The 20814-nt window shown below is 71.9% G+C and carries 19 protein-coding genes; 4 read left to right on the top strand and 15 right to left on the bottom strand.

Going from position 1 to position 20814, the window contains the following annotated elements:
* Positions 1-13: 13 nt before the first annotated feature.
* The 3 genes from HII36_RS00970 to HII36_RS00960 form a co-directional block, all read right to left on the bottom strand.
* Positions 14-355 carry a YciI family protein gene (locus HII36_RS00970; RefSeq protein WP_173521078.1) on the bottom strand — a complete coding sequence of 114 codons (342 nt, stop codon included), beginning with the start codon at positions 353-355 and terminating at the stop codon, positions 14-16.
* Positions 356-359: 4 nt separating this feature from the next.
* A complete protein-coding gene (locus HII36_RS00965) occupies positions 360-764 on the bottom strand; it encodes a VOC family protein (RefSeq protein ID WP_173521077.1) in 405 nt (134 codons plus the stop codon).
* Between the two features lie 85 nt (positions 765-849).
* Positions 850-2883 (bottom strand): SpoIIE family protein phosphatase, encoded by a 2034-nt coding sequence (locus HII36_RS00960; protein WP_173521076.1) that lies wholly within the window; start codon positions 2881-2883, stop codon positions 850-852.
* 270 nt (positions 2884-3153) lie between these two features.
* On the opposite strand from HII36_RS00960, the gene HII36_RS00955 reads away from it, so the two are divergent.
* Positions 3154-4698 (top strand): M28 family metallopeptidase, encoded by a 1545-nt coding sequence (locus HII36_RS00955; protein ID WP_173521075.1) that lies wholly within the window; start codon positions 3154-3156, stop codon positions 4696-4698.
* An 88-nt stretch (positions 4699-4786) separates the two neighbouring features.
* Here the strand turns inward: HII36_RS00955 and HII36_RS00950 are convergent, their stop codons facing one another.
* From HII36_RS00950 to HII36_RS00940, 3 genes are all read right to left on the bottom strand, one after another.
* Entirely contained in the window at positions 4787-6181 is a 1395-nt protein-coding gene (locus HII36_RS00950) for a M28 family metallopeptidase (protein WP_173521074.1), read from the bottom strand.
* Between the two features lie 182 nt (positions 6182-6363).
* Positions 6364-7242 carry a hypothetical protein gene (locus tag HII36_RS00945; protein WP_173521073.1) on the bottom strand — a complete coding sequence of 293 codons (879 nt, stop codon included), beginning with the start codon at positions 7240-7242 and terminating at the stop codon, positions 6364-6366.
* Positions 7243-7285: 43 nt separating this feature from the next.
* On the bottom strand, positions 7286-8179 hold the full coding sequence (locus tag HII36_RS00940) for a S66 peptidase family protein (RefSeq protein ID WP_173521072.1): 894 nt from the start codon (positions 8177-8179) through the stop codon (positions 7286-7288).
* A gap of 57 nt (positions 8180-8236) precedes the next feature.
* Here HII36_RS00940 and HII36_RS00935 point away from each other — a divergent pair, with 57 nt between their 5' ends.
* Positions 8237-9136: a sulfotransferase family protein gene (locus HII36_RS00935; RefSeq protein WP_173521071.1), complete on the top strand. Its 900-nt coding sequence runs from the start codon at positions 8237-8239 to the stop codon at positions 9134-9136.
* Between the two features lie 25 nt (positions 9137-9161).
* On the opposite strand, the gene HII36_RS00930 is transcribed toward HII36_RS00935, so the two are convergent.
* The 5 genes from HII36_RS00930 to HII36_RS00910 all read right to left on the bottom strand — a co-directional run bounded on the left by HII36_RS00930 (position 9162) and on the right by HII36_RS00910 (position 14791).
* Positions 9162-11030, bottom strand: coding sequence for an ABC transporter ATP-binding protein (locus HII36_RS00930; protein WP_173521070.1), 1869 nt, complete (start codon positions 11028-11030; stop codon positions 9162-9164).
* Positions 11031-11135: 105 nt separating this feature from the next.
* The gene (locus HII36_RS00925; RefSeq protein ID WP_173521140.1) at positions 11136-11957 is read right to left on the bottom strand and encodes an enoyl-CoA hydratase/isomerase family protein; all 822 of its coding nucleotides are present in this window, start codon (positions 11955-11957) and stop codon (positions 11136-11138) included.
* 119 nt (positions 11958-12076) lie between these two features.
* Positions 12077-12292 carry a helix-turn-helix domain-containing protein gene (locus tag HII36_RS00920; protein WP_125642298.1) on the bottom strand — a complete coding sequence of 72 codons (216 nt, stop codon included), beginning with the start codon at positions 12290-12292 and terminating at the stop codon, positions 12077-12079.
* A 113-nt stretch (positions 12293-12405) separates the two neighbouring features.
* Positions 12406-14004, bottom strand: coding sequence for an ABC-F family ATP-binding cassette domain-containing protein (locus HII36_RS00915; RefSeq protein ID WP_173521069.1), 1599 nt, complete (start codon positions 14002-14004; stop codon positions 12406-12408).
* Between the two features lie 133 nt (positions 14005-14137).
* The gene (locus HII36_RS00910; RefSeq protein ID WP_173521068.1) at positions 14138-14791 is read right to left on the bottom strand and encodes an acVLRF1 family peptidyl-tRNA hydrolase; all 654 of its coding nucleotides are present in this window, start codon (positions 14789-14791) and stop codon (positions 14138-14140) included.
* A gap of 156 nt (positions 14792-14947) precedes the next feature.
* On the opposite strand from HII36_RS00910, the gene HII36_RS00905 reads away from it, so the two are divergent.
* Both HII36_RS00905 and HII36_RS00900 read left to right on the top strand, forming a co-directional pair.
* A complete protein-coding gene (locus HII36_RS00905; protein WP_328807538.1) occupies positions 14948-15973 on the top strand; it encodes an EAL domain-containing protein in 1026 nt (341 codons plus the stop codon).
* A gap of 55 nt (positions 15974-16028) precedes the next feature.
* Complete coding sequence (locus HII36_RS00900) at positions 16029-17318, top strand: aminotransferase class V-fold PLP-dependent enzyme (protein ID WP_173521067.1); 1290 nt, start codon at positions 16029-16031, stop codon at positions 17316-17318.
* A gap of 34 nt (positions 17319-17352) precedes the next feature.
* Here HII36_RS00900 and HII36_RS00895 read toward each other — a convergent pair whose 3' ends face one another.
* Genes HII36_RS00895 through HII36_RS00880 form a run of 4 tightly spaced genes read right to left on the bottom strand, consistent with a single transcriptional unit; the run spans position 17353 to position 20772 of the window.
* Positions 17353-17946, bottom strand: coding sequence for a response regulator transcription factor (locus tag HII36_RS00895; RefSeq protein ID WP_173521138.1), 594 nt, complete (start codon positions 17944-17946; stop codon positions 17353-17355).
* Positions 17947-17957: 11 nt separating this feature from the next.
* The gene (locus HII36_RS00890; RefSeq protein ID WP_173521066.1) at positions 17958-19157 is read right to left on the bottom strand and encodes a sensor histidine kinase; all 1200 of its coding nucleotides are present in this window, start codon (positions 19155-19157) and stop codon (positions 17958-17960) included.
* Positions 19154-19888, bottom strand: coding sequence for an ABC transporter permease (locus HII36_RS00885; protein ID WP_173521065.1), 735 nt, complete (start codon positions 19886-19888; stop codon positions 19154-19156). The genes HII36_RS00890 and HII36_RS00885 overlap by 4 nt, the downstream gene beginning before the upstream one ends.
* Positions 19888-20772 carry an ABC transporter ATP-binding protein gene (locus tag HII36_RS00880; protein WP_173521064.1) on the bottom strand — a complete coding sequence of 295 codons (885 nt, stop codon included), beginning with the start codon at positions 20770-20772 and terminating at the stop codon, positions 19888-19890. The genes HII36_RS00885 and HII36_RS00880 overlap by 1 nt, the downstream gene beginning before the upstream one ends.
* Positions 20773-20814: the final 42 nt, after the last annotated feature.

Raw genomic sequence — 20814 nt, 5'->3', positions numbered from 1 at the left:
GGCTTCCCCCGCGTCAGGTGGCGGGACGGATCTCCACGGTGGGGCAGGCCGGCCAGGACCCGGCCAGCTTCAGCGCCTCGTCCAGGTCAGCCACCTCGATCTCGGCGAACCCGCTGACCACCTCCTTGCCCTCGACGAACGGCCCGTCGGTGACCACGGGCTCCTGCCCGGCCCGCAGCCGCATGGTGGTGGCCGTGTGCGGGGGCGCCAGGTGCGCGTGGTGGGTGATCTTGTCGGAGTGCTCGGCGAACCAGCGGCCCACCGCCTCGTAGGCCGCCTCGCGCTCCAGCTCGCCCATGGCCGCCAGCTCCGCGGCGAACTGCTCGGTCTCGATGAACATCAGCACGTACTTCATCGGTTCAGCCCTCCTGCCCCGGCAGGGACGCGTAGAGATCGACGCCGTTGCCGTCCGGGTCGAGCACGGTGGCGTACCGCATGCCCCAGAAGGCGTCGAACGGCGCGACGAGCCCCCGGTACCCGGCCTCGACCAGCTCGGCGTACCCGGCGTCGACGCCGGCCGGGCTGTCGAACTCGAAGCACAGCAGCGTACGCGGCCCGCCGACGGGAGGGGTCCACTCCCCCAGGAACGGGGTGCGGAAGCTCTCGGTGTCGAGCATCAGGTGCAGCCCGTTCGGCAGGTCGCAGCTCGCGTGGTCGGGGGTGTGCGGGTCGAGCTTGAAGTGCAGGCCGAGCCTGGCGTAGAAGGCGATGGACGCCTCCATGTCGGACACGACGATGTCGATGGTGTTCAGTGTCGGGTTCATGACCACTCCCGGTGTGGAAGGCTTTTACCAGGCAGACGATCGGCGCGGCCCGCCATACGACATTCCCCGGAAAAATCTTGCGAAGTCAGCTTTCCGGCAGGCGCACGGCGATGATCGCGACGTCGTCCTTGCCGGTCATCGGCAGGCTGACGAGCAGTTCGTCGCAGAAGGCGTCCACCGGCCGGCGCGCCAGCGACTCCGCGTGCCTGCGCAGCCGGGCCAGCCCCTGGTCGAGGTCCTCGTCGGGGTGCTCGACGAGACCGTCGGTGTACAGCAGCAGCGTGCACCGCGGCGGCAGCGGCTCGACGGCCGACAGGTAGGGGCCGTCGGCGAGCAGGCCGAGCAGCGGGTTGTTGGCCTCCTCCAGGAAGCGTCCCTCGCCCTCGGCGGAGATCAGCAGCGGCGGCAGGTGACCGGCCACCGAGTAGCTCAGCCGGTGGATCCCCGACACGGTCTCCACCCTGGCCAGCACGCAGGTCGCGGTGGCCTCCTCGTACAGGGCGTCGATGGCCAGGTTGAGCCGGCCGAGCACCTCTCCCGGCGGGCCGAGCCGGTCCACGGCGAGCGCGCGCAGCATGTTGCGCAGCTGGCTCATGGCCACGGCGGCGAGCAGGTCGTGCCCGGCCACGTCGCCGATGGCCAGCGCGGTGGCGCCGTCGGGCAGCAGGAACGAGTCGTACCAGTCGCCGCCGACGTCGGCCGCGGCCGGGCTGGGCCGGTAGCGGGCGGTGATCTCCAGGTCGGGCAGGCGCGGCGGCTCCACGAGCAGGCTGTGCTGCAGCGCGAGCGCGACGCGCTGGGTGCGCTGGAACCTGATCGCGCTGCTCAGCGCGTCGTGGGCGTGGTCGAAGATCTCACCGAGCAGGACGATGTGGTCATCGGTCAGCGGCGGCCTGCTGCCGCACACCGCCGCGGTGACGACGGCGGCGACCGTGCCGTCCACCTCGACGGGGAAGATGACCACGCTGTTGGCGCCGCTCTCGACCAGCCACGACTGCGCCCCGGGCGTGAGCAGGTCGGGCGGCGGCGACCCCGGCGGGAACGCCTCGCGCACCGGCCGGCGCCGCCGGACCGCGCGGACGAACCCGCTGGTGGGCGTGAGGTGTTCGGCGCTGAACGGCGGCAGCCGCGGCATCCCCGCCCTGGCCGCCGTGGCGACGCGCTGGACCAGGAAGGGCGAGGTCTCCGGGTCGCCGTCGGCGAAGTCGGTCAGCAGGTAGACGCCGCAGCCGTCGGCCACCTCCGACACCAGCACCTCGGCCAGCGCGGCCAGCATCTCCGACAGGTTCGACAGGTCGGCGGTGGCCGCCGCGGCCCGGTCGAGCAGCCGCCTGCGGAACTGTTCCTCCCACTGCTGCTCGATGTCGGTGCAGGTGCCCACCCATTCGATGACCGCGCCGTTGGCGTGGATGGGGACCGCGCGCACCAGGAAGTGCCGGAAGCCGGCGTCGTGCGTGCTCAGCCGGTAGACGTACTCCCACAGTTCGGGCACCTCGGCCAGGGCCCGCTGCCACGACTCCCTGGCCGGGGCGCGGTCGTCGGGGTGCACCGCGTCCCAGCCGCCGCGCCGGAACTCCTCCCACGAGCGGCCCGTGACCTGCTCCCAGCCGGGGCTCGGCTCGACCACCTGGCCGGTGGGCCCGGTCACCCAGACGATCTGCGCGCCGACCCTGACCAGGCTGCGGAAGCGGCGCAGGATGCGCTGGCGTTCGTCGGCGATGGCCTGCACCCGCTGGGCGGCGGTGACCTGCGCGGTGACCTCCACGACCACGGTGAGCACGCCGTAGGGGTGACCGCCCAGATCGATCCTGGACAGGCTGAAGGTGAAGAAGCGCTGCTCCTGCTCGTCCGGGAAGGACAGGCTGACCGGGGCGTCGCGCAGCACGATGGGCGAGCCGGTGGCGTACACCTGGTCGAACAGCGCGAAGTAGTCCTGTTCGAGCAGGTCGCTGAAGACATCGCGCAGCGGCGAGCCGACCGGCCGGTCGCCGAACGTGGTGCGGTACACCGGGTTGGCGTAGATCAGCACGTGGTCGGGCCCGCGGGTCACCCCGACGCCGACCGGCGCCGGGTCGAGCACCTCGAACGCCAGGCCGCTGATGCCTTGGTCAGTTCCCATGGTGACTTCCCCCGACGAGTTCATCGCCCCCTGGTGACTGCCTACCCCGCCGGTGACCGCCTACCCCGCCTGACCGGGCAAGAACGCCCGGCGCGCGGTGATCGCGGGCGTCAGGTCCCGAAAGGTTGGCCAATTGTGGACAATATGCCGATTCTGTGGCACTCAACGGGGGGTGCGGGTCTTCCCTTGGACCGATTACCGGTTTACCTTCCGGCTATTGCTGTTTCGGGGGAAATCTCAGCTTCCACCTCTGCAGGAGTCCGTATGCGCATGGACGCGCCCCTGTGGCGTTCGCACGCCCCCTCTTCCTTACGCAGAATCCTCATCGTCCTCCTCACCACCGCGCTGGCCCTACCGCTGGCCGTGTCCGCCCCCGCCCAGGCCGGGGGTCTCGACGACGTCTTCGCCAAACTGCTGGTGAAGAAGGTCAAGGGCACGAACGTCCAGAAGCACCTGGACGCCCTGCAGGCCATCGCGACCGCCAACGGCGGCACCCGGGCTGCGGGCACTCCCGGCTACGACGCCTCGGTCGACTACGTCGCGAACAAGCTGCGCCGGGCCGGCTACAAGGTCACCCGCCAGCCGATCAACTTCGTCGAGGGCTGGACCGAGAACAACCCGCCCACGCTGAACCTGACCGCGCCCGCCAAGACGTGGGTGCCGAACGAGGACTTCTTCACCTTCGAGCCCTCCCCGCCCGGCGACGTGACCGCGCAGGTGCAGGGCGTGGACCTGACGCTGCCGCCGACGCCGGCCCCGACGTCCGACAGCGGCTGCCAGGAGAGCGACTTCGCCGGGTTCGTCCCCGGCCGGATCGCGCTCATCCAGCGCGGCACCTGCAGCTTCGCCGCCAAGATCCGTAACGCGGGCCGGGCCGGCGCGGCCGGGATCATCGTGTTCAACGAGGGCCAGCCCGGACGCACCGACGCCTACCCGCTGAACATCGGCGAGTGGCGGGCCGGGGTGCCGATGATCTTCGCCGACTTCGCCGTGGGCAACGAGCTGGCCAATACGCCGGGCGCCACCGTCCGGCTCAAGGTGGACGCCACGCTCGACCTCGGCACCAACGAGAACGTGATCGCCGAGTCCCGCTTCGGCGACCCGCGCAACGTCGTCATGGCCGGCGCCCACCTGGACAGCGTGCCCGAGGGACCCGGCATCAACGACAACGGCTCGGGCACCGCGGCGATCCTGGAGGTCGCCGAGGAGATGGCGCACTTCCCGGTGCGGCACAAGGTCCGCTTCGCGTTCTGGGCCGCCGAGGAGATCGGCCTGCTCGGCTCCGACCAGTACGTGGACAAGCTGAGCGCCGCCGAGCGCGACAGGATCAGGGTGTACCTGAACTTCGACATGGTCGCCTCGCCCAACTACGCCAACAAGCTCTACGACGGCGACGACTCCGACGGCGTCGGCTCCCCCGCCGGCCCGCCCGGATCCGCGCAGATCGAGCAGCAGCTCGCCGCCTTCTACGCCGCCCGCGGCCTGCCGACGGTCGGCACCGACTTCGACGGACGCTCCGACTACGGGCCGTTCATCGCGGTCGGCATCCCGTCCGGCGGCATCTTCACCGGGGCCGAGGGCATCAAGACGCCGGAGGAGGCCGCGCTGTTCGGCGGTACCGCCGGGGTCGCCTACGACCCCTGCTACCACCAGGCGTGCGACAACCTCTCCAACATCGACGCGACCGCGCTGGACCTCAACTCCGACGCGATCGCCGACTCGATGGCCAGGTACGCCTTCAACCTGCGGGCCATCCCGGCCGCAGCGGCGGCGCCGGCCGCCGCGACCACGCTGAAGGCCGAGGCCGCGAGCTGAGGCCCTGACGAAGCCCTCTCCCAGACCGCCGGCGGCCCGGACTCGGCCGCCGGCGGTCGCATCCCAGCCGGCCCGCGCCACGGGCCGGTCAGCTCGCCGGGACGGGGAAGCTCACCGGGCTGCGGTGCCCCCGCTCGTCGACGGCCCGCACCCCGAACTGGAAGTTGTCCTTCGACAGCCCCTCCACCGTGTACGACGTGACGTCGCCGACGAAGCGCGTGTGCGTCCATGCCGGGGCGGTCGTCTCGCGCCACACCACCTCGTACCCGGCCAGGTCGGGCTCGGGGTTGGCGTCCCAGCGCAGGTCGGTGTCGTTGGTGAGCCTGGCCGTCACCACCGCGGCCCGGGACGGCGACCGCGGCGCGCGGGCCAGCGCGGCCAGGGCGGCCACGTTCACCCGCGCCACCCCCGCCACGTAGCCGAAGTCCACGAACTCGACCAGGTCGCCGTAGCGCACCCCGTCCTCGACCCGGACGTCCTGGTGCTGGTGCCGGTAGTCCTCGTGCACCTCGGTGAAGCGCACCGCCGGGTAGCCCTGCTGCAGGAACGGGATCTGGTCGCCGCCGCGCAGGTAGCGGTCGCGCCGGTAGTACAGGTCGGCGTCGAACCTGGGCACGTACGTGCGGGCGCTCTCGCGCACGAAGCGGGCGAGCTGCCGTGACACGCCGTCGTTCTCGCCGCCGATCGACTGGCGCACGGCGGCCTGGGCGGGCGTCTCGGAGGTCGGCACGCCTTCGGAGAAGACCCGGACGGCGTCTGGCGCCCGGCCGTTCTCGCCGTCGGCGCTGCCCACGATGTCGTTGGTGAACATGCCCTGCACGTCCACGCCGGCCTGCTTGGCCCGCTGGGCGTAGTGCGCCGAGCCGTACAGGCCCTGCTCCTCGCCCGCGACGGCCATGAACACCACGGTGGCGTCGAACGTGCGGGTCGCCATGACGCGTGCGGCCTCGATCGCGACGGCCACGCCCGAGGCGTCGTCGTTGGCGCCCGGGGCGTCGCAGGTGGCGTTCATGACATCGCTGCAACGCGAGTCGTAGTGCCCGCTGACGACGTAGTGGCGACCGGCGGCGGCGTCCTGGGTGCCGCGCAGCGTGGCGACCACGTTGGTGATCACGGTGGGCCGCGGGATGCGCGGCGAGACCGGCTGGACGAACGACTGCTTCTCCACCGTCATCCGCCCGCCCGAGGTGGCGGCGATCCTGGAGAACTCCGCGTAGATCCAGTCGCGGGCCGCGCCGATGCCGCGAACCGGGTCGTCCTGGCTGGACAGCGTGTGCCGGGTGCCGAACGAGGCCAGCTTGGCGACGATCCTGCCGAGGTTGGCGGCGTCGACCTGCTTGACCATCTGCTCGATCTCGCGGTCCTTGGGCGTCCTGGCCTCGGTGGCCGGGGACAGGACCGCGGCGAGCAGCGTCACGGCCAGGAACGGCAGCGCGGCCCTGAATCCGCGGCGCCGGGCGAGCGAGGTCCATCGTGCTGCCATGAGGGTGGCGTTCCTCCGTCCTGGCGGGTGATCCGCGCGTCGCCGACGCGGGCGTCGACGGGCTGCTGGAGCACGGCTGCTGACAGGGGTGATCTCGATGGTGCTAAACGGAACTTAACCGGCCGAATTGCGTTCGGCTAGATGCCGTGTCAGAACGGCCGCCGCGCGGCGCCGGCGAAGCCCTAGACGGCCAGGCGGGCCAGGACGCGGGCGAACTCCGGCGGCGGGGCCACCACCAGCCGGGTCTGGCCGTCCTGCAGCACGATGTCGGCCCTGATCAGCGTCAGCCGGCCGGAGTGCCACCAGTACACCTGGGCACTGAGCCCGTCGGTGCGGGCCGCGTGGATGCGCAGGCGCTCGATGGCCCGCACCACGCCGATGCCGTTGACCGGGTGCACCAGCAGCGTGTACGGATCGGGCAGCGCCACCAGCACCCCGTCGGCGGGCACCGGCAGGTAGTCGTCCAGCCAGCGCAGATGCGTGGCCGCCGAGGCGGTGCCGCCGGTGAGCCTGGTGACCTGGATGCCGTTCAGCTCGATGGCCTCGACCAGGAGCCTCTCGTCCTGCCTGACGTTCGAGACGGCCAGTTGCAGCGCCTGGCCCGACGGCACCGGCCAGCACCCGGACTCCTCGGGACGCACCGGGCGGGCGCCGACGGTGAGCAGTTCCACCAGGTCGCCGTTGAGGTGCCGGCCGACCACCCTGGTCAGGTCGGGCACCTCGTCCACGGATTCGATCCTGGTCCGCAGCAGCGGCCTGACCTGCTCCAGGTCGCAGGCGTCGAGCGGCCCGCCGGCCGCGGACGCCGCCGACACGGCGTGCGCCAGGTGCTCGGAGACGAGCATGGGCCAGTCTTCCCTGGCCCGGCGGCCGGCCTCGCGGCGCAGCCCGGTGAGCCTGACGAGGATCGTCCTCTCGCCGCCGAGCGTGACCGAGCCGCCGTCGGGGGCGAAGTCGTAGGCGTAGCAGAGGGATTCCGCGACGAGCGCGAGCAGCGAGTCGAGGTCGACGTCCTCGGGCGGCCTGCGGGAGGGCTCACGGTCACGTCTGAACAAGTTCACCGCGCCGTGTCCCCTCTGTCGCATTCGTCCCTATGTAATGCTCCTACCTTGCCTGCTCCTCGTCGCGGAACGGACCAGCCAGGGAGCACGATTCGGTATCGATAACCCCAAGAGCCCCAAGCCACACACTCATCTGTGGTGACCCGTGCCCGATCGGCAGGCCCGCCACGATCGGCACGCCGAGCCCGGCCAGCCGGTCGTGCAGCACCGGGTACGGGTCGTGGCAGTCCACCCACGAGCCGAGCGCGATGCCGCGCACCCCGTCGAACGCGCCCGCCTGCAGCAACTGGGTGAGCATGCGGTCGATGCGGTACGGCTCCTCGCCGATGTCCTCCAGCAGCACGATCCTGCCGTCGAAGGACGGCTGGTACCGGGTGCCGCACAGCGCGGCCAGCAATGACAGGTTGCCGCCGGCCAGCACCCCCTCAGCCCGGCCCGAAGACAACACCCGGTCGCCGCGCACCGGCGGCGCCGAGCCGAACAGCGCGGCCTGGAAGTGCTCCCAGGTACGCGGCTCCTGGCCCGACTCGGCGGCCATGAGGTCGCAGGCCGGCATCGGGCCGTGCAGGGTCGGCACGCCCAGCTCCACGCCGAACACGTGGTGCAGCGCGGTGATGTCGCTGGAGCCGAGCAGCACCTTGGGCCCGGCCGTGCGCATGGCGTTCCAGTCGAGCAGGTCGAGCAGCCGGCCCGCGCCGTAGCCGCCGCGCGCGCAGAACACCGCGGACACGGCCGGGTCGCACCAGGCGGCCTGCAGGTCGGCGGCGCGGGCGGCGTCGCTGCCCGCCAGGTAGTCGAGGTCCTGCCGGTCGAGCGCGTGCGCGCCGACCACCACCTTCAGCCCGAGGCTCTCCAGCCGCTCGACGCCGCGCTTCAACAGGACGGCGTTCGGCGGGCCCGAGGGCGAGACGACGGCGACGGTGTCACCTGACCGCATGGACAACTCCTTGACTGGCTCGTACACGGGGAAAACGGTGTCACACTTACTTGGCGTATGCGACTTCCGCCTCACATCCTCGTGGTCAACGGCGTCAAGGTCCGTCGGCCGGTCTTCCTGCTCGGAGCTCCGCATTCCGGCGCGGACCTGCTCGGGCGTGCGCTGAAACGGTCCCCGGGCTTCCACGTCACGATGGGCCGGCCGTGCGTCGCGCACGTGCTGTACGCCTTCGCCCGCAAGCCGTCCATCGGCGAGACCTCGGGCGCGGTACGCGTGCTGCGCGACGCGCTGGCCGAGTCGTGGCAGGTGCTGCGCGACTCCTGCGGCCGGTGCGGCCCGGTCTGCCGGGAGGCGGGCGGCGTGCTCGGCAACGGGCCGTGCGTGGCCACCGCCGAGGTGACCAGGTTCGGCGACGCCAGCCCCGACCTGATCTACAGCGCCGGGGTGCTGGCCAGGGCCTTCCCCGACGCGCGTTTCGTGCAGCTCATCCGCGACGGCCGCGACGTGGCCGCCGACATGCTGGCCGACCCGGCCTGCCTGGCCTGGTTCAAGCCGGTGATGGTCTCCGAGCAGACCGAGTTCCCCAACGCGTTCCTGGGCGTCAACCGCGACGAGCACCTGGAGCGGTGGAAGGGCATGCCGGCGGCGGGCAAGAGCGCGCTGCGCTGGCGCGGCGCGGTGCGGATCAGCGCCGAGCTGCGCCGGAGCCTGCCCCCCGAGCAGCTGCTGACGCTGCGCTACGAGGACCTGGTGCACGAGCCCGCGCGTTCGGTGGCCGCGCTGACGGAGTTCCTGGAGACCCGCGTGTCGAAGGTCGCCCTGTACGGCACGCGGGTGCCCGAGGTCGGCTCGTGGCGCACCCGGCTGCGCCGCGACGACCTGGCGCTGGTGGAGAAGGTGGCCAGGCAGGAACTCACCCGGCTGGGCTACCTGCAGGCCGCCTCCGCCACGCGGTGAGCCGGAGCGGGCCCGGCGTGCTCGGCTACGCGGTGAACTGGGTGCGGTACAGCTCGGCGTAGAGCCCGCCGCGCTCCAGCAGCTCCTCGTGGCTGCCCCGCTCGGCGATGCGCCCGTCGTGCACGACCAGGATCTCGTCGGCCTCCCTGATGGTCGACAGGCGGTGCGCGATGACCAGCGAGGTGCGCCCCCGCAGCGCGGTCTTCAGCGCCCGCTGCACGGCCGACTCGGACTCGGAGTCGAGGTGGGCGGTGGCCTCGTCGAGCACGACCACGCGCGGCGCCTTGAGCAGCAGCCTGGCCAGCGCAAGACGCTGCTTCTCGCCGCCGGACATGCGGTAGCCGCGATCGCCGACGACGGTCTCCAGCCCGTCGGGCAGCGCCGCGACCAGGTCGCCGATCTGCGCGGCCCGCAGCGCCGCCCAGATCTCCTCCTCGCTCGCCTCCGGCCTGGCGTAGCGCAGGTTGGCCCCGATCGTGTCGTGGAAGAGGTGCGGGTCCTGCATGACCACGCCCACGGTGTCGCGCAGCGAGTCGAGCGTGGCCTCGCGCACGTCGAGCCCGTTGACGCGGACCGTGCCCTCGTTCGCGTCGTAGAGCCGCGACACCAGCGAGGTGATGGTGGTCTTGCCCGCGCCGGAGTGGCCGACCAGCGCGATCAGCTCGCCCGGCTTGGCGGTGAACGAGATGCCCTTGAGCACCGGGTGCGAGGGGCCGGTGTCCTGTCTGGCCACCGACTCCAGCGAGGCCAGCGACACCTCCTCGGCGGCCGGGTAGCGGAAGCGCACGTCGTCGAACTCGATCGTGACCGGCCCTTCCGGCACCGGGACGGCGTCGGGCCGCTGCGCGACCATGGGCTTCAGATCGAGGATCTCGAAGACCCGGTCGAAGCTGACCAGCGCGGTCATCACGTCGACGTGCACGTTCGACAGGGACGTCAGCGGCCCGTACAGGCGCATCAGCAGCGCGGCCAGCGCCACCAGCGTGCCCAGCTCGAAGACGCCCTCGACGGCCAGCACACCGCCGATGCCGTAGACCAGGGCCGTGGCCAGCGCGGCGACCAGGCCGAGCGCGACCCTGAACACGGTGCCGTACATGCCGACCGTCACGCCGACGTCGCGCACGCGGGCGGCGCGGTCGCCGTAGACCCTGGAGTCGTCCTCCGGGCGGCCGTACAGCTTGGCCACCATCGCGCCGGCGACGTTGAAGCGCTCGGTGGTGACCGAGCTCATCTCGGCGTCGAGCTGCATCTGCTCACGCGTGAGCGCGGACATGCGGCGGCCGACGAATTTGGCGGGCACGATGAAGATCGGCAGCAGCACCAGCGCGACCAGGGTCACCTGCCACGACAGCGCGAGCATCGCGCCGAGCACCAGGATCAGGCTGATCACGTTCGACACGACCGACGACAGGGTGCTGGTCAGCGCCCGCTGCGCGCCGATGACGTCGCTGTTGAGCCTGCTGACCAGCGCGCCGGTCTGCGCCCGCATGAAGAACGCCACCGGCATGCGCTGGACGTGGTCGAACACCTCGGTGCGCAGGTCGTAGATCAGCCCTTCGCCGATGCGCGCGGAGAACCACCGCTGCACCAGCGTCAGCCCGGCGTCGAGCAGCGCCAGCGCGGCGATGGTGACGGCCAGCCAGATCACGACGTCGGGCCGCTTGAGCAGGATGCCGTCGTCGATGATCGCCTTCATCAGCAGCGGGTTGGCGATCACGATCACCGCGCCCACCACCACGAGCAGCAGGAACGCCACGATCTTCGCCAGGTGCGGCCGGGCGTAGCGCCCGATGCGCCGCACCGTGCCCGGCGTCAGCCGCTGCTTGGTCACCGAGTCGTCGCGGCGCAGTGACCTCATCACATGGGGGCCGAAGCCCCCTCCCATCATCGCCATACGGGGTCCTCCCCCGACCTCAGCGCTCCGGTGACCCCTGGCGATTCCCGCGTCCGCCCAGCGCGAAAACCCCGCCGGCGACCACCGCCGCCGGCGGAGGTGGGATCAGCCGAACAGCGCCTTGATGCGCGCCGCCTGCTCCACGCCCTCGGCCGCGCTCTGCTCCTCCAGGGTGCGCAGGCGCGCCCCCTGGAGGAGTCGCTTGGTCGCGGTCGCCGCGTCCCTGTTCGTCGACAGCAGCTGCGCGATCTTGTCCTGTACGGCTTGCTCCAGGTCGCCCCCGGCGACCACCTGTTCGGCGAGGCCGATGCGCATGGCCTCGTCCGCGTGCACGATCCTGGCCGTCAGGCAGATGTCGATCGCCTTGGCCAGGCCGACCAGTTCGACCAGCGGCTTGGTCCCTGTCAGGTCGGGCACCAGGCCCAGTGCCGGCTCTTTCATGCAGAACTTCACGTCGTCGGCCACGATCCGCAGGTCGCAGGCGAGCGCGAGCTGGAACCCCGCGCCGATCGCGTGCCCCTGCACGGCCGCGATGGAGACGATCTCCGGGCGGCGCAGCCACAGGAATCCCTGTTGGGCCTGCTTGATGCGCTGCTCGAAGGTGGCGCCGTCGAGTGTGGCCGCCGAGCTGAACGAGCCCTGGCCCGGCACTCCCTCCGGTGTGAACATTCGCAGGTCGATACCTGCCGAGAAGGACGGTCCCTCACCTCTCACGACGACGACGCGCACCTGCTCCGGCAGGCTTTCGCCGATGCGAGCCAGGGCCGACCAGGTCGCGAACGTCTGAGCGTTGCGCTTTTCCGGCCGGTCCAGCGTGATCGTCGCGATCTCACCGTCCACCTCGAATCGGAGTCCGCCCTCCACCGGCTGCTCGGTAGAGACGTCCTCCGCATACCCCCCGCGCTGTCGCGCCTTCGCTTCCGCCATCGCCTGTTCCCTTTCAACGCTGACCGTCGTGCCCGAGCCTACAGAATATGATTCTGGCTCGGGCACGACGGCGGCTGACTAGGGACGGGCGGCTGCGGTCGCACGTTCCGAGGCGGCCGCTAGCGCTTGGACTTGCCTCGGGTGGCCCCCCCGCGGCCCCGCAGAGTCACGCCGGACTCGCTAAGGATGCGGTGGATGAACCCGTAGGACCGGCCGGTCGAAGCGGCCAGTGCGCGGATGCTCTCGCCCTGCGCGTAGCGCTTCTTGAGATCGCCGGCCAGTTTTTCCCGGTCGGCCCCGGTGACCCGGGTGCCCTTCTTCAGTGTCTCGGCCACGAGTACCTCCTGTAGTGCCGGACTTCCGCAGCGTTACTCCGCCATGATCAGTCATTTCAGCGGGATCGGCTACCTACTCCACGGGAAAAGATCCGTACCCACTCAAATTAAGATCAGGCAAGTGCCACAAGATCGGAAAATTCGTCGCTCCATGCGTCTTCAGTTCCGTCTGGTAGCAAGATCACCCTATCTGGTGACAGGGCGTCAACGGCACCCTCGTCATGGGTGACCAGGACGATTGCTCCTGAATACGACCTCAGAGCGTTGAGAACCTGCTCGCGGCTGACCGGATCGAGGTTGTTGGTGGGCTCGTCGAGCAGCAGCACGTTGGCGCTGGAGAGCACCAGGATCGCCAGCGCGAGCCGGGTCTTCTCGCCGCCGGACAGCACGCCGGCGGGCTTGTCGACGTCGTCGCCGGTGAACAGGAACGAGCCCAGGACCTTGCGCAACTCGGTGTCGGTGAACTCGCCGCCGGCCGAGCGCATGTTCTCCAGCAGGGTCCGGCCCGCGTCGAGGGTCTCGTGCTCCTGGGCGTAGTAGCCGATCTTGAGGCCGTGGCCCGGCTTGATCTCGCCGGTGTCGGGCTGCTCGACGCCGCCGAGCAGGCGCAGCAGCGTGGTCTTGCCCGCGCCGTTGAGCCCCAGGATGACGACCCGGTGACCTCGGTCGATGGCCACGTCGACGTCGGTGAAGACCTCCAGCGAGCCGTACGACTTCGACAGGCCCTCGGCCATCAGCGGGGTGCGGCCGCACGGCTGCGGGTCGGGGAAGCGCAGGCGGGCGACCTTGTCGCTCTGCCGCACCTCCTCGGTGCCCGACAGCAGCCGGTGGGCGCGGCGCATCATGTCTTGCGCGGCCTTGGCCTTGGTGGCCTTGGCGCGCATCTTGTCGGCCTGCGCCAGCAGCGCGCCGGCCTGCTTCTCGGCGTTGGCGCGCTCGCGCTTCCTGCGCTTCTCGTCGGTCTCGCGCTGGGCCAGGTACGCCTTCCAGCCGACGTTGTAGTGGTCGATGACCGACCGGTTGGCGTCCAGATGCAGGACCTTGTTGACCGTGGCTTCAAGAAGGTCGACGTCGTGGCTGATGATCACCAAGCCACCCTGATGACTTCGCAAAAAATCACGAAGCCAGCCGATTGAGTCCGCATCTAGGTGGTTTGTCGGCTCGTCGAGAAGGAGAGTTTCCGCTCCGCTGAAAAGAATTCGCGCCAATTCCACGCGCCTGCGCTGACCGCCAGAAAGCGTTTGCAGCGGCTGGCCCAGCACCCGGTCGGGCAGGCCCAGGCTGGAGGCGATCGAGGCGGCCTCCGACTCGGCCGCGTAGCCGCCGAGCACGTGCATCTGGTCCTCCAGGCGGCCGTACTGCCTGACCGCCTTCTCGCGGGTGCGGTCGTCGGCCGAGGACATGCCCAGTTCGGCCTCGCGCAGCTTGCGCAGGACCTCGTCGAGGCCCCTGGCCGACAGGATGCGGTCGCGCGCCAGCACCTGCAGGTCGCCGGTACGCGGGTCCTGCGGCAGGTAGCCGACGCTGCCCGAGCGGGTGACGCTGCCCGCGGCGGGCAGGCCCTCACCGGCCAGCACCTTGGTCAGCGTGGTCTTGCCCGCGCCGTTGCGGCCGACGAGCCCGATCTTGTCGCCGGCGTTGACGCGGAAGGAGGCGTTCTCGATCAGCAGCCGCGAGCCCGCGCGCAGTTCGATGTCACTAGCAATGATCATGGTGAAGGAGACACTCCCGAGCTAGGAAAGAGTCAGAAGGGGGAAGGGAGACGGCAGGCGGCCGCGATCAATCGGGAGTGTGCATACCGTTCAGTGTACGGGCCGGGCCACGGACGATCCTGTGGTTAACGCGTCACTGCGGGTCGACGATCTTGATGCGTACCGCCGTGAACTGAGCGGGCGTCTCGCGCAGCACGGCCAGCCGGGGATCCGGCACCACCAGGAACGGCTCGCGTTCCAGGGCGAACAGCGGCGCCAGCGCCCGATCGGCCCGCAGCGCCTCGACCGCCCGCCTGTCGCCGCCGAACACCACCGCGTCGAGGTCGTCCAGGTGGGGCGAGAGCACCCGCAGGGCGGTGCGCGCGGCCGCGTCGAAGGCCTGTTCCGCCTGGTTGCGCCGGCGTCTGGCGAAGCGCTGCTGCGACCAGCCGCCGGCCGCCGTGCGACTCTGCACCAGGCGCGAGCCCACCTTGGAGTCGAGCAGCTCGGCGCCGCGGAAGACGCCCGCCGCGTAACCGCCCCTGCGCACCAGCACGACGCCGACGCGGCGCTCGGCCCGGGCGTGCGCGGTGAGCGCGGCCAGGTGCGGCGGCCCGGGCTTCATCGGCGGGAACGGCGCGTGCAGTTCCGCCACCGCGCCGTCGGCGGCCACCAGGCGGACGACCCGGTCGTCGCCGGCGGACTCGAACGGGCCGTGGCGCTCGGCGAAACCGTCGATCCAGCGGTGCACGCGCGCCGGCGGCACCGTCACCCACCGGCCGCCGCCGCCGGCCGGACGCGAGCTCATGCCGGAAGGTTAGCCGACCGCCGTCAAGCGCCGTTTGACGGGCGAGCTGACCGAATGTAATTCCCTGCAACGACGGTGGGGAACTACAAGGGAAATGTCGGTGAATTTCGCTTGCCAGGGCTTCTGCCGGGGCGGCCGCGGCCCCATCATTCCAACGTGTCTTCCCTGCTCACGAGCCCCATGGTGGATCTCGACACCGGGGCCGTCATCGCGCACCCCGCCCTCGTCGATCCTACGGGCGTGCTCAGGGCCGCGCCCCTGCCCATGATGCTGGACCTGCCCATGCACCTCGCGCTGTCCGGAGCCGGCGCGCTGGCGCCGCTGCACGAGGCGCTCAGGCGCGCGGGCAGGCATCCGCGCGAGGCCATCCTGCTGCTCACCGGCGCGTGCGGTGACCAGGAGCGGCCCCTGCTCAAGGTCGTGCTCGACGGCCTGCGCTCGATCGGCTACCTGCTGGGCTTCGGCGGCGTGGGCACCGGCGGCGTGGCGTTCGACCTGATCGCCGGCTCCGCGCCGTACCTGCTGGCCCTGGACGCCGACCTGGTCTCGCGCATCCCCGGCGACCACCGCGCGGCCGCCGTGGCGCGCGCGGTGGTGTCGCTGGCGCGCGGCATCGGCGCGCACGTCATGGCCCCGGGCGTGGAACGTGACGCCCAGGTGGCCGCCGCCCGCGGCCTGGGCGTGCGCCTGGCCCACGGCCCGATGATGGCCCCTGGGCCCGACGGCAAGGTACGCGTGCCGCTGCCCACCCCCGACGAATCGCCCGACTCGCTCATGCTCGGCCCGCGCGTCCAGGAGCTGCTGATCCCGGCGGTGACGCTGCCCGCCGAGGCCCGGGCGGACCAGGCCATCGAGGCCTTCGGCCACGAGCCCACGATCACCAGCGTGATCCTGGTGGACGAGTACCAGCGGCCCAAGGGCAGCCTCGACCGCAGCCGCTTCCTGCTGTCGATCGCCGCCCGCTACGGCCACGCCCTGCACGGCGCCAAACCGGCCGTGCGGCTGGCCGACCCCCCGCGCACGGTGCCGCGCACCACCCCGGCCATCGCCGCCATGCAGGCCGCCGGACGCGACGCCAGCCGCGTCTACGACGACCTGGTGGTCACCGACGAGCTGAACCGCTGCCTGGGCATCGTGCGGGTCTCGGACCTGATCAGGCAGGTGGCGGCGATCAGGAGCTGATAACGACTCGGCGCGCGCACTGGGCAGTGCGGCACCCACCGGCTAGTAAGGGAACATGAACAGAAGGGCCCTGCTCAGCGCGGGGGTGCTGGCCGGGGTGGCCGCCTGCACCTCCACTCCCCCGGCCGCACCGTCGAAACCGGCCGCCTCCTTCGACCCCCGCGACTGGGCCTCCGTGCGCGCCCAGTTCACCCTGGACCCGGCGTACGGGCAGTTCGCCGCGTTCGTCCTGGCTCCGCACCCGGCGCCCGTCCGCGAGGCGATCAAAAGGCACCGCGAAGGCCTGGACGCCGACCCCGAATACACCCCGGGCCGCGACCCGGACCTGACGCAGCGCCGCGCGGCGGCCGCGTTCATCGGCGGGAAGGAGGCCGACGTCGCGCTGACCGACAGCACGACGATGGGGCTCGGCCTGCTCTACGCCGGGTTCAGGCTGCGTCCCGGCCAGGACGTGCTCACCACCGAGCACGACTTCATGCCCACCCACGAGGGCCTGCGGATGCTGGCCGAGCGCACCGGCGCGCGGGTGCGCAAGGTCCGCCTGTACGACGACCCGGCCACGGCCTCGGCCGACCGCATCGTCGGCGCGATCGAGAAGGGGCTCGGCCCGCGCACCCGCGTGGTGGCGATCACCTGGGTGCATTCGAGCACCGGGGTGCGCCTGCCGGTCAGGGCCATCGCCGACCTGCTGGCCGAGGCGAACAAGAACCGCGACGAGCACGACAGGGCGCTGCTGTGCGTCGACGGCGTGCACGGCTTCGGCGCCATTGCCGACGGCGTGGGCGACCTGGGCTGCGACTTCCTGTCCAGCGGCACGCACAAGTGGCTGTTCGGCCCGCGCGGCACCGGCATCCTGTGGGGCCGGGCCTGGGACGCGCTGGCGCCCACCATCCCGAGCTTCGGCCAGGACGCCTTCGACTCCTGGACGACCGGGCGGCGCCCGGTCCGGACGACCGCCGAGCAGGTCATGCCCGGCGGGTACAAGGCGTTCGAGCACCGCTGGGCGATGGAGCAGGCGTTCAGGTTCCAGAGCGACATCGGCAAGGACCGCATCCAGCAGCGCACCCAGGAACTGGCCACCAGGCTCAAGGAAGGGCTGAAGGGGCTGCCGCACGTGGTGCTGGCCACGCCGCTGTCACCGGAGTTGTCCGCGGGGCTGGTGTGCCTGTCGGTGACCGGGATGAACCCGTTCGAGGCCGTACGGCGGCTGCACGACCAGAAGGTGATCGCCAGCAGCACCCCCTACGTGCCGTCGCTGCTGCGGTTCGGCACCAGCATGGTCACCACGCCGGAGCAGGTGGATCTGGCCGTCAAGGCCGTGGCGGCGCTGAGACCGCCCCGCTGAGCCCGCGCACGCTCCCGGGCAGGTGTTCGTGCGGTCAGAGCCAGCCCTGCGTCTGGGCGCGCCTGACGGCCTCGATGCGGTTGCGCGCGTGGGTCTTCTGGATGGCCGACGACAGGTAGTTGCGCACCGTGCCCTCCGACAGGTGCAACCGGTTGGCGATGTCGCCGATGGTGGCGCCGTCCGCGGCGGCGGCCAGCACGTCGCGCTCGCGCCCCGACAGCGGATTCGGGCCCGCGCTGAGCGCGGCGGCGGCCAGCGCGGGGTCGATCACCCGCTCACCCGCGTGCACCCGGCGGATGGCCGCCGCCAGCTCCCTGGCCGGGCTGTCCTTGACCAGGAACGCCACCGCGCCCGCCTCCATCGCGGTACGCAGGTAGCCGGCCCGGCCGAACGTGGTCACGATCATCACCCGGCAGCCGGGCACCTCGGCGGCGATCCGCGCGCCCGCGGCCAGGCCGTCCAGGCCGGGCATCTCGATGTCGAGCACCGCGACGTCGGGCCTGACCCGGGCGGCCACGGCCACCGCCTCGGCGCCGTCGGCGGCCTCGCCCACCACCTCCAGGTCCGGTTCGAGGCCGAGCAGGGACGCCAGCGCGCCGCGCACCATCGCCTGGTCCTCGGCCAGCATCACCCGGATCGTCACGACGACGCCTCCATGGCGCTCTCCCCCGTGCTCTCCTCAGCCGTTTCGACGGGCGCGGGCACTGTCACGCGCAGCAGGAAGCCGCTCCTGCGCACCGGCCCGGCCACCACCGAGCCGCCCGCCCCGGCCACCCGCTCGCTGAGCCCCTGCAGGCCGCTGCCCATCTCGTAGGCGCCGCCGCCCTCGCCGTCGTCGAGGATCTCCAGGCCCGCGTTCTCGCCGTCGAAGGTCACCCTGATCGTGCACTGCCCGGCGCCGGCGTGCCGTACGACGTTGGTCGCGCCCTCGCGCACCGCCCAGGCCAGCACCTCGTCCAGAGGTTCCGGCACCGGCGTGCCCGAGACGTGCACCTGCGTGTCGATCCCGGCGGCCAGCAGCACCGACCTGGCGCTGTCGAGCTCTTCCGCCAGGCTGCGCTGCCGGTAGCCGGTCACCGCCTCGCGCACCTCCACCAGCGCCTTCCTGGCCACCGCCTCGATGTCGGCGATCTCCCGCCTGGCCTCCTCCGACGACTCGGCCAGCCGGCCGGCCAGCTCGCTCTTGAGCACGATCACCGACAGGCTGTGGCCGAGCAGGTCGTGCAGGTCGCGCGCGATGCGCAGCCGCTCCTCGGTCGCGGCCAGCCTGGCCACCTCGTCCTGCGCCAGGCGCAGCCTGCGGGTGAGCACCTTGCCGTTGCGGATGCTGACGAACAGCACGCCCAGCGTGACGACCTGGAGCGCCAGCACGATGATGGACGTCGGCTCGCTCCCGTTGGCCAGCCCGGCGCCGACCACGACGCCCAGCACGGTGACGATCGCGCCCCCGGCCGCCACGGGCGGCAGCGTGAACCCGTAGAGCACCACGGTGTAGACCGGCAGGGCGAGCCAGGAGCCGCCGAGCGCGAACGCCGGCGCCACCCCGGCCAGGGTGGTCACGGCCAGCAGCGGGAACGTCCACGGCCCGCGTTCGCCGATCTGCCTGGCGCTGAGCACGGTGGCGAGGAAGGCGGCGATGAAGACCGCCAGCGACGCGCCCGCCCACACCGCGCGGGCCCCCGTGAGCTGGCCCGTCAGCAGCTCCCGGAGCGGGAGCACCAGGTAGACCAGGCCGATGGAGATCGCGAGCAGCCGCCTCCTCGGCGACTGCTCGTCGTCGAGGCCGAGGCGGGCGACCAGGCCCGGACGGGCGATGCCCGTCCTGGATGAGATGCTCACCTTCGCACAGTAGCCCGCCGGTAGAGATACGCGGCGGCGGCGCCCAGCGCGAGCGTCCATCCGGCCACGATCAGCACGTCGGCGACCGGCAGCCCGGCGCCGCCCGCCACGCTCCAGCCCAGGTTGGCGTAGTGGTAGGACGGGGTCAGCTCGGCCACGGCCCGCAGCGTGCCGTTCAGCGCCTCGGGCGGGAACCACAGGCCGCCCGCGATGCTCAGCGCGAACATGCTGATCATCGCGGCGGGCAGGGCCGCGTCCGCCGACAGCACCGAGCCGATGGCCAGCCCGAGCGCGATGAACGGCAGCGTGCCCAGCCACAGCGCGGGCAGCAGCGCCGCCCACTGCCCGGCGGCCAGCGACACGCCCTGCTGCGTCACCGCGACGAGGGCGACCAGCAGCAGCGCGGGCAGGGTCAGCAGCAGCGCGACGCCGAGCTTGGTGACGATGATCGCCCAGGCGGGCAGCGGGGTGATCTGGAGCTGGCGCAGCCAGCCCGTCTGCCGCTCCTGCGCCCACGGCACGGCCGAGCTCATCATCGACGACGACAGCGCGCCGTAGGCGGCCATCGACACCATCAGCAGCGTGCTCATCCTGACCCCGCCCGCCCCGGTCCTGTCGCCGTAGAGGTTGGCGTTGACCAGGTAGATGACGACCGGGAAGAGCACGGTGAACAGCACGTAGCGGCGGTTGCGCGCCATCCGCAGCACCTCGGCCCTGGCGTAGTGGCGCATCAGGACTCCCTGGTGAGCGCGAGGAAGGCGGCCGCCAGCCCGGCGCCGCCGACCCGCACGTCGCGCACGTCCAGCGCGGTGTCGCGGTAGAGCGCGGCGAGCGTGGCGTCGGGGTCGCCGGTGTGCAGGGTGACGATCTCGGCCGCGATGTCGACGGCGGTGACGCCGGGCAGCAGGTCGAGTCCGGCGGCGGGCTGGGCGCCGAGCGTGAAGCGCACGGTGTGGCCGCCGGCGCCCGCCTTGATCCGGTCGGGGGTCCCGTCGGCCACGAGCCTGCCGCCGGCCAGGACGATCACCCGGTCGGCGTGCTCGTCGGCCTCCTCCAGGTAGTGGGTGGCGAACAGCACGGTCCTGCCGCGCGCCGCGTAGTCGTGCAGGCCGGCCCAGAACCGGGCCCTGGACTCGACGTCCATGGCGACCGTGGGCTCGTCCAGCAGCAGGATCCGCGGCGCCCCGGCGACGGCCAGGGCGAACCTGACCCGTTGCGCCTCGCCGCCGGACAGCCGGCCAGCCCGACGCCCGGCCAGCGCGGTGAGCCCGGCCAGGTCCAGCACCTCGGCCAGGCCGAGCGGGTCGGGGTAGAGCCTGCGTACCAGGTCGACGAGCTCTCTGACCGACAGCTCGGGGATGAGCGCGCCGCTCTGGAGCATCGCGCCCAGCTCGCCGGCCGCGACCGCCCGGCCGGGGTCGCGGCCGTGCACGGTGACCGTGCCGGAGTCCGGACGCAGCAGGCCGAGCAGGAGGTTGACGGCGGTCGACTTGCCGGCGCCGTTGGGGCCGAGCAGCGCCACGGTGGCGCCCGGGTCGATGTCCAGTGACAGGGCGTCCACCGCGAGCACGTCGCCGTAGCGCTTGCTGACCTGGTCGAACACGATGGCTTTCATGTGTTCGAGGCTAGGATCGGCGATCGGCCCCGGTCAGTGCCG

Origin of the sequence: Nonomuraea antri (genome assembly GCF_013283785.1) — a bacterium.
Taxonomy (GTDB): domain Bacteria; phylum Actinomycetota; class Actinomycetes; order Streptosporangiales; family Streptosporangiaceae; genus Nonomuraea; species Nonomuraea antri.
Note: the sequence above shows the minus strand (reverse complement) of the source record. Positions and strands in the feature narration are given on the sequence as shown.

Excerpts from the sequence above, each read along its gene's own strand:
- HII36_RS00970 (WP_173521078.1), bottom strand. The coding sequence starts at position 355 with ATGAAGTACGTGCTGATGTTCATCGAGACCGAGCAGTTCGCCGCGGAG.
- HII36_RS00965 (WP_173521077.1), bottom strand. The coding sequence starts at position 764 with ATGAACCCGACACTGAACACCATCGACATCGTCGTGTCCGACATGGAG.
- HII36_RS00960 (WP_173521076.1), bottom strand. The coding sequence starts at position 2,883 with ATGGGAACTGACCAAGGCATCAGCGGCCTGGCGTTCGAGGTGCTCGAC.
- HII36_RS00955 (WP_173521075.1), top strand. The coding sequence starts at position 3,154 with ATGGACGCGCCCCTGTGGCGTTCGCACGCCCCCTCTTCCTTACGCAGA.
- HII36_RS00950 (WP_173521074.1), bottom strand. The coding sequence starts at position 6,181 with ATGGCAGCACGATGGACCTCGCTCGCCCGGCGCCGCGGATTCAGGGCC.
- HII36_RS00940 (WP_173521072.1), bottom strand. The coding sequence starts at position 8,179 with ATGCGGTCAGGTGACACCGTCGCCGTCGTCTCGCCCTCGGGCCCGCCG.
- HII36_RS00935 (WP_173521071.1), top strand. The coding sequence starts at position 8,237 with ATGCGACTTCCGCCTCACATCCTCGTGGTCAACGGCGTCAAGGTCCGT.
- HII36_RS00930 (WP_173521070.1), bottom strand. The coding sequence starts at position 11,030 with ATGGCGATGATGGGAGGGGGCTTCGGCCCCCATGTGATGAGGTCACTG.
- HII36_RS00925 (WP_173521140.1), bottom strand. The coding sequence starts at position 11,957 with ATGGCGGAAGCGAAGGCGCGACAGCGCGGGGGGTATGCGGAGGACGTC.
- HII36_RS00915 (WP_173521069.1), bottom strand. The coding sequence starts at position 14,004 with ATGATCATTGCTAGTGACATCGAACTGCGCGCGGGCTCGCGGCTGCTG.
- HII36_RS00910 (WP_173521068.1), bottom strand. The coding sequence starts at position 14,791 with ATGAGCTCGCGTCCGGCCGGCGGCGGCGGCCGGTGGGTGACGGTGCCG.
- HII36_RS00900 (WP_173521067.1), top strand. The coding sequence starts at position 16,029 with ATGAACAGAAGGGCCCTGCTCAGCGCGGGGGTGCTGGCCGGGGTGGCC.
- HII36_RS00895 (WP_173521138.1), bottom strand. The coding sequence starts at position 17,946 with ATGCTGGCCGAGGACCAGGCGATGGTGCGCGGCGCGCTGGCGTCCCTG.
- HII36_RS00885 (WP_173521065.1), bottom strand. The coding sequence starts at position 19,888 with ATGCGCCACTACGCCAGGGCCGAGGTGCTGCGGATGGCGCGCAACCGC.
- HII36_RS00880 (WP_173521064.1), bottom strand. The coding sequence starts at position 20,772 with ATGAAAGCCATCGTGTTCGACCAGGTCAGCAAGCGCTACGGCGACGTG.